The sequence below is a fragment of the Arthrobacter sp. E1SS-5 genome, assembly GCF_057073715.1.
Genome location: NZ_CP172703.1, coordinates 1,282,243 through 1,296,055 on the forward strand (window position 1 = coordinate 1,282,243; position 13,813 = coordinate 1,296,055).

12 protein-coding genes are annotated in these 13,813 nt (G+C 66.6%); 8 read left to right on the forward strand and 4 right to left on the reverse strand.

The window, feature by feature from the left end; all coding sequences use genetic code 11:
- Positions 1–5: 5 nt before the first annotated feature.
- Positions 6–518: a metallopeptidase family protein gene (locus ACIGJD_RS06035; protein WP_483688733.1), complete on the reverse strand. Its 513-nt coding sequence runs from the start codon at positions 516–518 to the stop codon at positions 6–8.
- 119 nt (positions 519–637) lie between these two features.
- On the opposite strand from ACIGJD_RS06035, the gene ACIGJD_RS06040 reads away from it, so the two are divergent.
- The 4 genes from ACIGJD_RS06040 (at position 638) to ACIGJD_RS06055 (ending at position 4,192) form a co-directional block, all read left to right on the forward strand.
- The gene (locus ACIGJD_RS06040; RefSeq protein WP_483688734.1) at positions 638–1,024 is read left to right on the forward strand and encodes a DUF3499 domain-containing protein; all 387 of its coding nucleotides are present in this window, start codon (positions 638–640) and stop codon (positions 1,022–1,024) included.
- Between the two features lie 79 nt (positions 1,025–1,103).
- On the forward strand, positions 1,104–1,331 hold the full coding sequence (locus tag ACIGJD_RS06045; RefSeq protein ID WP_483688735.1) for a Trm112 family protein: 228 nt from the start codon (positions 1,104–1,106) through the stop codon (positions 1,329–1,331).
- A gap of 90 nt (positions 1,332–1,421) precedes the next feature.
- Complete coding sequence (gene ahcY, locus ACIGJD_RS06050) at positions 1,422–2,888, forward strand: adenosylhomocysteinase (RefSeq protein ID WP_483688736.1); 1,467 nt, start codon at positions 1,422–1,424, stop codon at positions 2,886–2,888.
- 65 nt (positions 2,889–2,953) lie between these two features.
- The gene (locus tag ACIGJD_RS06055) at positions 2,954–4,192 is read left to right on the forward strand and encodes a L,D-transpeptidase (protein WP_483688737.1); all 1,239 of its coding nucleotides are present in this window, start codon (positions 2,954–2,956) and stop codon (positions 4,190–4,192) included.
- A 2-nt stretch (positions 4,193–4,194) separates the two neighbouring features.
- On the opposite strand, the gene ACIGJD_RS06060 is transcribed toward ACIGJD_RS06055, so the two are convergent.
- Positions 4,195–4,995: an RDD family protein gene (locus ACIGJD_RS06060; RefSeq protein WP_483688738.1), complete on the reverse strand. Its 801-nt coding sequence runs from the start codon at positions 4,993–4,995 to the stop codon at positions 4,195–4,197.
- 79 nt (positions 4,996–5,074) lie between these two features.
- On the opposite strand from ACIGJD_RS06060, the gene ACIGJD_RS06065 reads away from it, so the two are divergent.
- Positions 5,075–6,067 carry a stage II sporulation protein M gene (locus ACIGJD_RS06065; protein ID WP_483688739.1) on the forward strand — a complete coding sequence of 331 codons (993 nt, stop codon included), beginning with the start codon at positions 5,075–5,077 and terminating at the stop codon, positions 6,065–6,067.
- A 124-nt stretch (positions 6,068–6,191) separates the two neighbouring features.
- Positions 6,192–7,547: a TIGR01906 family membrane protein gene (locus ACIGJD_RS06070; protein WP_483688740.1), complete on the forward strand. Its 1,356-nt coding sequence runs from the start codon at positions 6,192–6,194 to the stop codon at positions 7,545–7,547.
- Here the strand turns inward: ACIGJD_RS06070 and ACIGJD_RS06075 are convergent.
- A complete protein-coding gene (locus ACIGJD_RS06075) occupies positions 7,538–9,367 on the reverse strand; it encodes an AMP-dependent synthetase/ligase (RefSeq protein ID WP_483688741.1) in 1,830 nt (609 codons plus the stop codon). The genes ACIGJD_RS06070 and ACIGJD_RS06075 overlap by 10 nt on opposite strands.
- Before the next feature lie 67 nt (positions 9,368–9,434).
- On the reverse strand, positions 9,435–11,162 hold the full coding sequence (locus ACIGJD_RS06080) for a dolichyl-phosphate-mannose--protein mannosyltransferase (RefSeq protein WP_483688742.1): 1,728 nt from the start codon (positions 11,160–11,162) through the stop codon (positions 9,435–9,437).
- 45 nt (positions 11,163–11,207) lie between these two features.
- On the opposite strand from ACIGJD_RS06080, the gene rsmI reads away from it, so the two are divergent.
- Entirely contained in the window at positions 11,208–12,083 is an 876-nt protein-coding gene (gene rsmI, locus ACIGJD_RS06085) for a 16S rRNA (cytidine(1402)-2'-O)-methyltransferase (RefSeq protein ID WP_483688743.1), read from the forward strand.
- A 181-nt stretch (positions 12,084–12,264) separates the two neighbouring features.
- The gene (locus ACIGJD_RS06090; RefSeq protein WP_483688744.1) at positions 12,265–13,764 is read left to right on the forward strand and encodes an NAD-dependent succinate-semialdehyde dehydrogenase; all 1,500 of its coding nucleotides are present in this window, start codon (positions 12,265–12,267) and stop codon (positions 13,762–13,764) included.
- Positions 13,765–13,813 lie beyond the last annotated feature (49 nt).

The following is a 13,813-nucleotide window of genomic DNA, read 5'->3' on the forward strand; positions in this document are numbered from 1 at the left end:
CGCGTTCAGTAGCGGCGGCGGTACACCGGGTCCAGCGTCTCCGGCGCGACACCCAGCATTTCCGCCGTGTGCTCCACGACCACGTCGTGGACCAGGTCCTGAAGCTCTTCCACGCTGGAGCATGCCTGCTCCACCACCCGCCGGTACACAGTGATCGTGGGCCCGTCCTCTCCCGTGGCGGGGGTATAGGCACCCATGGGTGCAGGGGTGGCGTGGGCGGCAAGCTGCTCCAGGTCCGGCGGGATCTCATCCACACCGAACCTGACGCCGTCGAGCGTTTTGCCCCAGATGTCGTGCAACCGCTGGGCGGAATCCAGCACCATGTCGTCGAAGCGGTCGCCGCGAGTCCGGTAGCCCGGATGCGTCGGCAACATCACCTCGCCCCGAAGGCCGCGCCCGTGGCGGTTCCGGCGCCGCCTGAAGAAGCTCCTGCCGGCGGTTCCCACGCCCGTTGCCGCTGGGGCATCCGGGTCAGCCAACCGGACCGAAAAATCTGATTCATGGTTCGATGACTGCATACATCGACTGTAAACCCGGGGGAGGATTTACGCGATACATCCTCCCGGCTGCCCGGGGCGCGTCTGCTTGGACCCGCAATGCGCAGCTTTTGGGCAGTGAAGGGGTAGTCTGTGATGTCGTGGGAGCTATCCGTCAGTGTTCAAGGTCTGCCTGCCGCCAGTCGGCGGTAGCCACCCTGACGTACGTTTATGCAGATTCCACGGCGGTCCTGGGGCCGTTGGCCACCTACGCCGAACCGCACTGCTACGACCTTTGCGAGCAGCATGCTGATTCGTTGACCGTTCCCCGCGGCTGGGAAGTACTCCGCTTGGCAATGCCCTCCACTCCGCAGCAGCCCGGGCCCGATGACCTGCTTGCCTTGGCAAATGCAGTGCGCGACGCCGCAGCCCTGCCTCCGGAGGCGCAGCCGCCCGCCCAGCGCGGCCACCATTCGGCACTGGAAGCTCCGGCAGGCACTGAAGGGGCACGCCGGGGCCACCTGCGGATCCTTCGCGAACCTTCCTGACCCGCATCTGGCGGTACGCTGGAACCTGCACATCTTTTCCGCTACCGGCGCGAGCGCGCCCGCCAGGGAGCATGAACAAATGCCAAAGATCAGCCCCGAGCTGTTGTCCGTCCTGCGTTGCCCCGTGACCGGCTCGCCCCTGGTCCAGGAGGGGGAGGAACTGGTGGCCACTGCCGCCGGGGACACGGGCGTGAAGAACCGGTACGCCATCGAGGACGGGATCCCTTTGCTGCTGCCTCCGGAACTGCTCGCCGCAGCAGCCTCGGCAGGTTCGGACCAGCACGATCCCGCTGCAGCAGGGCAGTAATCCACCTGCATCCGCTTCACCTGCACTGGCTCTCAGAGAAACAGCAGAACGGGGACTGGACCAGGACCCGGACCAAGCAAAGGACCACCCATGACTTTTGAATACAAGGTTGCCGATATTTCCCTGGCGGAAGCCGGCCGCCACCAGATCCGCCTTGCGGAGCACGAAATGCCCGGCCTGATGTCCCTCCGTGAGGAGTTCGGCCCCTCGCAGCCGCTCAAGGGCGCCCGGATCGCCGGTTCCCTGCACATGACGGTGCAGACCGCTGTGCTGATCGAGACCCTCACCGCGCTGGGCGCCGAGGTCCGCTGGGCGTCCTGCAACATCTTCTCCACCCAGGACGAGGCCGCGGCGGCCGTGGTGGTGGGCAACGGCACCGTCGAGGACCCGCAGGGCGTACCGGTGTTCGCATGGAAGGGCGAGACCCTCGAAGAATACTGGTGGACCGCCGAGCAGATCCTCACCTGGCCCGGTGCCGCGTCCAACCCCGAGCTAGGCCCCAACATGATCCTGGACGACGGCGGCGACGCCACCATGCTGGTCCACAAGGGCGTCGAGTTCGAGGCTGTGGGCAACGTTCCCTCCGCCGACCCCGAGGATTCCGAAGAGTACGGCATCTTCCTCGACGTGCTCCGGCGCTCCCTTGCCGCCGACCCGCAGAAGTGGACCAGGACTGCAGCCACCATCAAGGGCGTCAGCGAGGAAACCACCACGGGTGTGCACCGCCTGTACCAGTTGGCGGACCAGGGCAAGCTGCTCTTCCCTGCCATCAACGTCAACGATTCCGTGACCAAGAGCAAGTTCGACAACAAGTACGGCATCCGCCACTCCCTGCCCGACGGCATTAACCGTGCCACCGATGTGCTCATGGGCGGCAAGGTGGCCGTGGTCTGTGGTTACGGCGATGTCGGCAAGGGCGCGGCGGAAGCCCTGCGCGGTCAGGGTTCGCGCGTCATCGTGACCGAGATCGATCCCATCTGCGCGCTCCAGGCGGCGATGGACGGCTACCAGGTGGCCAAGCTGGAGTCGGTCCTGGCCCAGGGCGACATCTTCATCACCACCACCGGCAACAAGGACGTCATCCTGGCCGAGCACATGGCTGCCATGAAGAACAAGGCCATCGTGGGGAACATCGGCCACTTCGACAACGAGATCGATATCGCCGGCCTGTCCCGCATCCCGGGGATCAAGAAGGTTGAAATCAAGCCGCAGGTCCACGAATGGGTCTTCGACGAAGGAACCGACGCGGAGCGCTCCATCATCGTCCTGTCCGAGGGCCGGCTGCTCAACCTGGGCAACGCCACGGGCCACCCGTCGTTCGTCATGAGCAACTCGTTTGCCAACCAGACCATTGCGCAGATCGAACTGTGGACCAAGCGGGATCAGCACGAGTACGAAAACAAGGTCTACGTCCTGCCGAAGGTCCTGGATGAAAAGGTAGCGCGGCTGCACTTGGCTGCCTTGGGCGTTGAACTCACGGAGCTGACCAAGGACCAGGCGGAATACCTGGACATCGACGTCGCCGGGCCGTACAAGCCCGAGCACTATCGTTACTGAGACGTAAGGGCCCGGGCGCTGGACAAGCGCCCGGGCCGTTATTTTCTGCACGTAGGATCAAAAACATGGAGCCTGATGTAAAGCCCCGTCGCCGGGGGAACACCAAGAAAATCCTTGCCGTGGTTGCCGTCTGTGTCCTGGCTGCCGTGGGCGGGGTTTTCGCCGCCGTCGCTCCGGGCCTTGCCGGCGGACCCCTGGAATCGGAAGCGGGCTCCGCACTGCGGACATCCCCGGGGATCGCGGCCCCCGTTGTACCGCCGGTGGCCCTCGATGCTGTGCCCGCCAACGGCGCCAAGCAGGTGAACCCGGCCGCACCGGTTTCCCTGAAAGTGGGCAACGGGATCATCCAGCGCGTCACCCTCGCCAGCACGGCCGGGAAGACCATCGACGGCAGCATCGACCCCAGCGGTACGGCGTGGTCCGCCACCGGGCAGCTTGAGTTCAATACCGAGTACAGCTACACCTACGTGGTCAAGGACTCGGCAGGACGCGAAACAAGCACCACCCAGTCCTTCAATACCGTGTCCAGCTCGCACGAGGCCGACGCCGCCATCTACCCCCTGAACGGGATGAAGGTGGGTGTGGGCCAGCCCCTGCAGATCATCTTCAGCGAGCCGGTGACCAACCGCGCCGCTGTGGAAAAGGCCATCAAGATCACCACCACGGCAGGGCAGGCCGGGGCTTTCCACTGGTACAGCGACACCATGGTCCGGTACCGCCCCGAGAACTTCTGGGCCGCCAACTCCACCATCACCATGGACATGCAGCTCTTCGGCGTTGACCTTGGGAACGGCCAGATCGCCAACTTCAATAAAAAAGTGAACGTCAACATCGGGGACAAGAAGGTGGCCATCGCGGACGCCACTGCGCATACGTTCACGCTGAGCATCAATGACCAGCCTGTGAAGACCCTGCCCGTCAGCATGGGGGACAAGCGGTTCCCCTCGGCCAAGGGATTTGCGGTGCTGATGGAGAAGAACCGCTTTGACCACTTCCGGGCGGCGAGCATCGGCCTGAAGCCCGACGACCCGGCCTATTACGGTGAGGCGGACGTCGAATACACCATCCGCCTCACTCTCAGCGGGGCCTACATCCACCAGGCGCTGGAGTCCGCGTATCCGTACATCGGCAACACCAACGTGTCCCACGGCTGCATAGGCTTCCTGCCGGACGGAGCGGCCTGGGTCTTCGACAACATGGGAACCGGGGACGTGGTCCAGATCATCAATACCGAAGGTGACTACGCGGCGCACACGGACGGCTTCGGCGACTGGAACATCCCGTGGAGCGAATACGACAACTAAGGTCAGTTGCCGAACGGCAGCCGCTGCAGCCGCTGTCCTGTCTCGGTGTACCGGCGGCGTGATTGCGACAGCCTGGTGAACTCCCGGTTCCGACGTTCAGCTACGACGGCGGCCAGAAAGTCGTCCGGGCCCGTTCCCGGCGGCGGGGCAGGGGCTACGTGGGCGGACAGTTCGGACGCGATCGACGCGGCCATGCCTGCCCTGGACAGCGGAGCCATCCGGCCCGCCTGGCGGATGAACTGGGCGGCCCTGCGCGCTGTGGCGTCAGGGACGCGGCCAATGTCCGCGGCCGCAGCCCAGGACTGCAGGTACGGCGGGACGAAAACCCGGATGGCCTGCTCAGCGGGCACCCGGCTCCGCACGGCGTAGGTACCGGCCATCAGGTCGCCCAGCCGGCGGGACTTGTCGTTGAAGAGCGCCACGGCAAGGGCAAGGCCGCCGAACGTCAGGTAGATCTCCAAAAAACCGGTCAGGCCACGGATCACGGCGTGCCGGAACCGGATGGCGCCGCCATCCTCCCGGACCACGCGCAAACCTGTAGCCAGCTTGCCCGGGGACCGCCCCCTGCTCAGGGTCTCCACAGTCACCGGCACCACCACCAGGCAGAATACGACGGCGGCGAGGCCAAGGGCGCGTGCCGCCGCCGGATCGAGGTCCCGTCCGGCGGCCGACAGGCCAATCATGATCAGCACGAGCAGGACGACATGGACCACGACGTCGATGACCAGGCCCAGGGCGCGCGCGGCGAAGCTGGCGGGCCGAAGTTCGAGTACGACGGCCTCTCCGGTAATGATTGGACCCACCCTGCGGCCCTGCCCTTCGCAGCTGATGTTCGGTTGGTGCGGACGGTCAAAGTCTAATGCCGGGCGCTAGGCTGTAGCGGTGGACATGGATGCCTTCGCCGCCGTCAATGCGGACAATTGGGCGCGGTTGCAGGAGCTTGCCGGCAAAGGCAGGCTGACCGGCGCCGAAGCCGACGAATTGCTGGCGCTGTACCAGTCCACGTCCGGGCACCTGTCGCTGGTCCGGTCCGTGGCCCCGGAAAGCGGACTCTCCGCGTCCCTCTCCGCCACGCTGGCCCTGGCCCGGACCCGCTTTACCGGCGCCCGGTCCAACGTGATGGCGGACCTGGCACGGTTTTTCGTGGTGGCCCTTCCGGCCGCGCTGTACCGGTTGGCCTGGCTTACCCTGGCCTGCGGCGCAGCATTCGTCCTCATCGCGGCGGCCTACGCCGTATGGATCGGCACATCCCCTGAAGCCCTTCGGGCCGTGGCGTCAGAGACCGCGGCAGCCCAGTATGTGAACCGGGACTTCATCAACTACTACTCGGAAAACCCGGCAGCGTCCTTCGCCGGTGCCGTATGGACAAACAACGCGTGGATCTGTGCCCAGGCGGTGGCATTGGGCATTACCGGCGTATGGGTGCCGATGATCCTGTTCAGCAACGCGCAGGGGGTGGGCGTCGCGGCCGGGATCTTCGCGTCGGCCGGCAAGTCCGATGTGTTTTTCAGCTACATCCTGCCCCACGGACTGATGGAGCTCACCGCTGTCTTTATTGCCTGCGCCGCGGGCCTGCGGATCTTTTGGGCCATGGTGTCACCCGGCCCCCGCACCCGCGGCCGCGCTGTAGCCGAGGAAGGCCGCTCACTGGTCACGGTGGCCCTGGGACTGGTCCTCGTTCTGTTCGTCTCGGGGCTGGTTGAAGGGTTCGTCACCCCCAGTCCGCTGCCCGTGTGGGCCAGGATCGGCATTGGCGCGGCGGTTCTCGCCGCGTACTGGGTGTATGTCCTGGTGTGGGGCAGGCGGGCGTTCCTGGCGGGGGAGCGCGGGGACATCCGCCGGGAAGATGCCGGCTACTCGGAAATCGCTGCCTGAATCGTTGTAATCCTGCCGGGGTGGTTCCTCGCCCAGCGGAAGTTCCGGACGGTAGGCTCGTCTGCAGAATGAAGCGCGCCGGCGAACCGGGACCGGTGCGGAACCCAACGGAAGTGACGCTGCTGTGAATGACGAAACACCGGCCCGCGCCAAAAGCGCTGCGCCGCAGCCGGAGCCTTTCCTGGACACGTCCGGGGATTCCGACGAGCCCGCGTTCTCCTGGCTGACGCCCGCGGACGGGGACACGTCCGACGGGGACAAGCCCAATGCAGACCAGCCGGATGCAGACAAGTCGGATGCAGACGAGTCGAACGCCGATAAGACCAGCGGGGACAAAACCGGGGCCAGGATTGGCGGCGACGCCTCCGACCGGAACACAGCCGGGGAGGGGCCGGACAGGGGAGCAGCCGGCGATGAAACCGACCGGGAGGCCCCCCGGGCCACGCGCAATGCCGCACAGCCTGTAACCAGGGCCGACCGCAAGGCTGCGGAAGCCGCCGTCGGATCTTCTGCCCTTGGGACTCCGGCCTCCGCACGTCCCGACGCGCGGCGTCCGGCAGCCGGAGCGTCAACAGCTGGATCGTCCATGCCAGGATCCTCCGCGGATGAGGGGAACGACAGCGATTCTCCGGTCTTCAAGGAACCCCTCCCCACGTCAGCACTGCACGTACGCCCCCCGGAAGAGGAGGTGGAGCGCCGCAACGCCCAGCGTGAAAGCGCCGCCAATGCCAAACCGGTGGCGCCGCGTGTCATGCAGGTCCTGCTCGCCATCATCTATCCCTTCATCCTCCTGATCCTGGCCGTCCGGGCCGTGACCAGCCCCCTCTTCCTCTGGGTGGAATACAACCGGCCTGGCTTCCCGGGCGATGGCTACGGCTTCAACACGGATGACCGGATGACCTATGGCTCCTACGCCGTGGACTACCTCAGCAACTGGGCGGGCCCGCGGTATCTGGGTGACCTGGTTAACCGCGGCGGCGAAAAGCTCTTCAAGGACGGCGAAGTCAGCCACATGGCGGACGTGAAGGTGGTCATCCTGTCCACCTTCGGCGCCGGCGTTGCGCTGCTCCTCCTTGCCCTGATCGCCATCCTGTACCTGCGCAAACGCAGCACCGGCGGGATCAGGCGCGGACTCTTCGCCGGATCCATCATCACGCTCGTCCTGATCCTGGGCCTCGGTACACTGGCGGCCCTGGGCTGGCAGCAGTTCTTCACCGAGTTCCACCGGATCTTCTTCGCCGACGGGTCCTGGACCTTCAGCCTGGACGACACCCTCATCCGGCTGTTCCCCAGCCAGTTCTGGATGGATGCCGGCATCGCCATCGCGGCAATGGTGCTCCTGGCATCCATCGTGACGCTGGTGCTCACCTGGCCCACCCGCCGCCGTCGTGGTGTTGTACACGCGCAAGAGCCGGCGAAGGCCGGGCGGGAAAAGGCGGACCAGGAAACGCCGGAGCAGGAAAAAGCGGCTCAGCCGTAGATCTTGGCGATCTCCGCCTGGAACTCCCTGACGACGGCGGACCGCTTCAGTTTCAGCGAGGGCGTCAGGTGCCCGGACTCCACGCTGAACTCCGCGTCCAGCAGCCGGAACGTGCGCACCGACTCCGCCTTCGACACCATCTTGTTCGCCAGGTCCACGGCTTCCTGAAGGGCAGCCAGGACCTGGGGATCGTTGGCGGCTTCACTGAGGGGGAGCGGGGGCAGGCCCCGCTCGGCGCGCCAGTCGGCAACACCTTCCGGGTCCAGGGTCAGGAGGGCTGAGACGAACGGCTTGCCGTCGCCCACCACTACGGCATGGGCCACGAGTTGGTGGGCCCGGATCGTCTCTTCCAGCGGCCCGGGGGCCACGTTCTTGCCGCCGGCGGTGACCAGGAGGTCCTTCTTTCGGCCCGTGACCGTGAGGAAACCGTCCTTGTCCAGCTCGCCAAGGTCGCCGGTGCGGAAGAAGCCGTCCACGAACGCTTCGGCGTCCGCCGCCGGGTTGCCGTGGTATCCCCTGAAGACACCGATTCCCTTGACCAGGATTTCGCCGTCTTCGGCCACGCGGATGGTGGTGCCGGGGATGGGGATGCCCACCGTTCCCACCCTGGTGCGGGAGGGTGTGTTGACCGTGCACGGTGCGGTGGTCTCGGTCAGCCCGTAGCCTTCGAGGACGGGAATGCCCACACCCCGGAAGAAGTGCGCGTCCTCGGAAGCAAGGGGACTGGCACCGGAGACGGTGTACTCCACCTCGCCCCCGAACGCCTGGCGCAGCCTTGGGTAGACCAGCCGGTCATACAAAGCGTGCCGGGCCCGGCTCAGCAGCCCGGGACCGGGGCCCTCCCCACGGCTTTGCCGGTCCTGTTCCTGGGAGTAGGCAATGGCGGCAGCTGATGCGGCATCGAACAGGCGTCCCTTGCCTGCCACCGCCGCCCTGTGCGCGGCCGTTGCCCGGACTTTTTCGAAGATGCGCGGCACCACCAGAAGGAACGTTGGCCGGAAAGTGCCAAGGTCTTCGAGGAGCTGCGCCGCCCCCGGGCTGTGGGCCACCGTTGCGCCTGAGGTAACGCAGACCACCTGGACCGCCCGGGCCAGGACATGGGCCAGCGGCAGGAACATCAAAGTGCGCGCCACGTCCTTCTGCAGGATCTCCGGCAGGAACGCAACGATGTTCTTGGCCACCAGGGCGAAGTTCGCGTGCGTGATCTCGCACCCTTTGGGTTTGCCCGTAGTCCCGGACGTGTACACCAGCGAGGCGAGGTCGGCCAGGCCTGCATGGCTGCGCTGCCGCTCCAGTTCAGCGTCGCTGACTCCGGTGCCCGCAGCGGCGAGGCTGGCAAGGTCCGGTGCCTCGCCGTCGTAATCCATCCGCACCACGTTGACCAGGCGGTCGCTGAGCTCGGCAGAGCCCGCCACCACGCCGGTGATCAACTGCACCATGGCACGTTCGCCTGCGAAGACCCGCCGGACCCCGGCGTCCCGGATGATCCACTCCACCTGGCTCGCTGAGGACGTTTCATAGATGGGGACGGTAACGCCGCCGGCAAACCAGATGGCAAAGTCCACCAGGGTCCACTCATAGGAGGTACGGGACATCACGGCCACGGGGTCGCCGGGTTCCAGGCCGCCCGCGATAAGTCCTTTGGCAAGGGCGCTGACGTCCTGGAGGAATTTCTGCACGGGAACATCCACCCAGCCATTCGGCCCCTTCCGCCGGTACAGGGCGCGGGTGGGATTGGCGGCGTGCTGCTCCAGCAGCAGGTCGGTCACGTTGCTGGCGGCGTCCATTTCAACCAGCAGTTCCGTGCTTGCTTCTCTCACAGCAGGTCTCCGTTTCCGCTGCCACGCCGCGGCAGCGGCTCCTTCAGGTCTCCTTTGACATCCTGCCCTAGATCCAGGACGGCATCCACATCCGGACCTTCCAGTCGACGTAGGGGACCACTTCGGCAGTCCAGATCGGGTAGAAAAACGCCGACAACAGGACTGCTGCCACAAGGAACAGGACCACCAGGTACAGGCCGGAGCGGCGGCGCCAGGGCGGGTCCGAGGCCCTGCCCAGGACCAACCCGAGGCAATACACCAGGGCCAGGACCAGGAACGGCTCGAAAGACACCGCGTAGAAGTAGAACATGGTCCGCTCCGGGTACATGAACCACGGGAGGTAGCCCGCGCCGACGCCGGCCAGCACGGCACCGGCCCGCCAGTCCCGGCGCCCGGCCCACCAGAAAAGCAGGACCACCAACGAGATGGCCGCCGACCACCAAATCAGCGGGTTTCCCACGGACAGGATGGCGGACGTGCACTTTTCCACATCACAGCCCGGAGTGCCCTGGGGCGGGGATTCATAGAAGAACGATGTGGGCCGTCCCATCACCAGCCAGCTCCAGGCGCTTGCCTGGTACGGGTGCTCGGCACTGAGGCCCTGGTGGAACTTGTACGCTTCCAGGTGGTAGTGGACCAGGGAACGGACCGAGTCGGGGAGCCAGCCCCATTCGGCCGACGGGTTGCTTTCCGCCCAGTGGCGGAAGTAGGCGTTGTCGGAAAGGAACCAGCCCGTCCAGGTGGCGGAATAGACGATCCCCGCCACGGGGACCATGCCGAGGAACGCCGGGATCCCGTCCCGGATCACGCCGCCGCTGATCCAGCCGCGGATACCCGCCACCCGGCGCGCGTTGAGGTCCCACAAGACGGTGAGGATGCCGAAGCCGGCGAGGAAGAAAAGGCCGGACCACTTGGTTCCCACCGCCAGGCCCATGCAGATGCCCGCGGCGACCCGCCACCAGCGCACGCCCAGCCATGGTCCGGACAGCAGCGCGCCCGCGGGGGGCTGCCCGCCGTTCGCGGCAGCGGAACGGGCCAGCCTTACGGCCAGGCGGCGGCGCCCGTCGTCGCGGTCCATCAGCAGGGCGCCGAAGGCGGCAAGGATCCAGAACGTGAGGAAGATGTCCAGCAGCGAGGTCCGGGACATCACCAGATGATGGCCGTCGACGGCGAGGAGCAGCCCGGCGGCGCCGGCCAGCGGAAGCGAGCGGAACAGTTTCAGTGCGATCAGGGAGACCAGCAGCACGGTCAGGGTGCCGGTGAGGGCTGCGGCGAAGCGCCAGCCGAACGGGTTTTCCGGCCCGAACAGCCACATGCCCGCCGCGATCATCCATTTGCCTACTGGCGGATGGACCACATATTCGGGGGTGTTCAGCAGGACGTCCGGGTTGCCGGTATTGAAGGAATCGTTGGCTTTGTCCGGCCAGCTGCGCTCGTAGCCGCTGATGAGGTAGGAGTACGCATCCTTGACGTAGTACGTCTCGTCGAACACCAGCTTGTGCGGCACCTCGAGGCGGACGAACCGGAGGAGGCCGCCAATGACTGCCGTCAGGACGGGGACCAGGAAAAACCAGAGCCGCAGCGACGGCGGGTAGTCCCGCCACGACGTGCCGGCACCGATCAGCCTGGCCCGGAGCGCCTCGACGGTGAACGCCTCATCCGGCCGGCTGATCCAGGACCGGGCTTCCTTACCGCCAGGCTGCACCGCTGTGGCGCCTGTTGCTGGAGGGGATGCCGCCGCGCTGGGGTTCCCGGCCCCGGCGGGCCGCGTCGAGGTCTGCGTCACGAGCCCCATGCTACCTTTTGCGGCTGGAAGACCCGGCAGCAGTAGGCTTGGTGGGTGGACCCGAACCCCAGCCCCCTTCCCGAGCCAGCCCCTTCGACGGCGGGGCGGATCGTCCTCGCCGCCACCCCCATCGGGAACACCGGCGACGCCTCCGCGCGGCTCGTGGAACTGCTGGGCACGGCAGACATCGTGGCCGCCGAGGACACCCGGCGGCTCCACCGCCTGGTCCAGAGCCTGGGCGTTACCGTGGCCGGCCGCGTCATCAGCTACCACGAGCACAACGAGGCCACCCGGACGGCCGAACTCCTTGACCAGGTGCGTGCCGGCAGCACGCTCCTCATGGTGACCGACGCCGGGATGCCTGCGGTTTCGGATCCCGGGTTCCGGCTGGTGGAGGGCGCCATTGCGGCGGGGCTTACCGTCACAGCGGTCCCGGGCCCCTCGGCCGTGCTCACGGCACTGGCGCTGTCCGGCCTGCCGACGGACCGGTTTTGCTTTGAAGGGTTCCTTCCGCGCAAAGCCGGCGAGAGGGCCTCACGCCTCGCCGACCTGGCGGGGGAGCGGCGAACCATGGTCTTCTTCGAAGCCCCGCACCGCCTGGAAGCCATGCTGCGGGCCCTGCGCGAACGGTTCGGCCCGGACCGTCCCATCGCCGTCTGCCGGGAACTGACCAAGACCTATGAGGAAGTCATCCGCGGCACGGTGGGCGAACTCCTCACCTGGGCTGAGGAGAATGAAGTGCGCGGCGAGATCGCCGTGGTGCTCGGCGGTGCCCCCGAACAGCCAGCCGGCACCCCGGAGGACCACGTGGCGGCAGTCAATGAACTGGTGAACCAGGGCATCCGGCTGAAGGAGGCCGTAGCCGCCGTCGCCGATGATGCCCGCGTCAGCAAGCGGGAACTTTATTCGGCTGTGCTCGCCGCCCGGTAGCGTCCGCGGGGGCACGTTGGGTTCCTGTGCAGCTGCACAGCAAAGCTTCGATTCCGCAGTGCGCAACGGCGTAGACCGTGGCGGTGCCCCGCAGTAGTCTGGCAGTTAATCAGCCCCATGATCCCGGTCACTCCGAACCGCGGCGGCGGGCTGCCACAACCCTACTGACGAGGGAGTCATCGTGACTGTCACTGCACAGCCGGCCGTTACCGCCGAGCGCGAAACCCGGCTTTTGGCCTCCGTTCCCACCGGGCTGCTCATCAACGGTGAGTGGCGCGACGCCGCCTCAGGCAAGACGTTCGACGTCGAGGATCCCGCCACCGGGAAGGTGCTGCTGAGCATTGCCGACGCCGGCCCCGAGGACGGTGCCGCCGCCCTCGACGCCGCCGCCGCTGCCCAGGAATCCTGGGCGAAGGTGCCGCCCCGGGAACGCGGCGAAATCCTCCGCCGTGCCTTCGACATGGTGACCGAGCGGGCAGAAGACTTCGCCCTCCTGATGACCCTGGAAATGGGCAAGCCGCTGGCCGAAGCCCGCGGCGAAGTGACCTACGGCGCCGAGTTCCTGCGCTGGTTCTCCGAAGAAGCAGTCCGGGCCTTTGGCCGCTACTCCGTCTCGCCCGACGGCAAGTCCCGCCTCCTGGTCACCAAGAAGCCGGTAGGCCCCTGCCTGCTGATCACCCCATGGAACTTCCCGCTGGCCATGGCCACCCGCAAGATCGCCCCCGCCGTTGCTGCAGGCTGCACCATGGTGCTGAAGTCGGCAAACCTGACGCCGCTGACATCCCAGCTGTTCGCCGCCGTCATGCAGGAAGCGGGCCTGCCCGCCGGTGTCCTCAACGTCATCCCCACCTCCACGGCCGGAGCCACCACCGGGCCCCTGATCAAGGACTCCCGCCTGCGCAAGCTGTCCTTCACCGGCTCCACCGAAGTGGGACGCCGACTGCTGGCCGATGCGTCCGAAAACGTTCTGCGGACCTCAATGGAGCTCGGCGGCAACGCCCCGTTCCTGGTGTTCGAGGACGCCGACCTGGACGCCGCCGTCACCGGCGCCATGGCAGCCAAGCTGCGGAACATGGGCGAGGCCTGCACGGCCGCGAACCGCTTCATTGTCCACGAGTCGGTGGCCGGCGAATTCGCCGAGAAATTCGCCGCGAAGATGAAGGAAATGACCACCGCCCGCGGAACCGAGCCCGAGTCCAAGGTGGGCCCGCTGATCGACGGCAAGAGCCGTGACAAGGTCCACGAACTGGTGTCCGACGCCCTCGCCTCCGGTGCGAAGGCAGTCCTGGGCGGTGCAGCGGTGGAGGGTCCCGGCTACTTCTACCAGCCCACCATCCTGTCCGGTGTTTCCGAGGGAAGCCGCATCCTTTCCGAGGAAATCTTCGGCCCCGTTGCCCCGATCATCACCTTCAGCAGCGAGGACGAGGCCGTGCGGCTGGCCAACAACACCGAATACGGCCTGGTGGCCTACGTGTTCACCAAGGACATCAACCGCGGCATCCGGATGGGTGAAAAGCTTGAAACGGGCATGCTCGGCCTGAACGCCGGTGTCATCTCCAATGCGGCCGCACCCTTCGGCGGTGTCAAGCAGTCGGGCCTGGGACGTGAAGGCGGCCTGGAAGGCATCGAGGAATACCTCTACACCCAGTACATCGGCATCGCCGACCCCTACGCGGGCTAGCATCCGGCGCGCCCGCAACCGCAGGCTAACCAGCAAAGTGCCGTCCGGG

What these genes read in the sequence shown, in the direction of transcription:
- ACIGJD_RS06045 (WP_483688735.1), top strand. Translation starts at nt 1,104, where the DNA reads ATGCCAAAGATCAGCCCCGAGCTGTTGTCCGTCCTGCGTTGCCCCGTG.
- ACIGJD_RS06035 (WP_483688733.1), bottom strand. Translation starts at nt 518, where the DNA reads ATGCAGTCATCGAACCATGAATCAGATTTTTCGGTCCGGTTGGCTGAC.
- ahcY (WP_483688736.1), top strand. Translation starts at nt 1,422, where the DNA reads ATGACTTTTGAATACAAGGTTGCCGATATTTCCCTGGCGGAAGCCGGC.
- ACIGJD_RS06055 (WP_483688737.1), top strand. Translation starts at nt 2,954, where the DNA reads ATGGAGCCTGATGTAAAGCCCCGTCGCCGGGGGAACACCAAGAAAATC.
- ACIGJD_RS06080 (WP_483688742.1), bottom strand. Translation starts at nt 11,162, where the DNA reads ATGGGGCTCGTGACGCAGACCTCGACGCGGCCCGCCGGGGCCGGGAAC.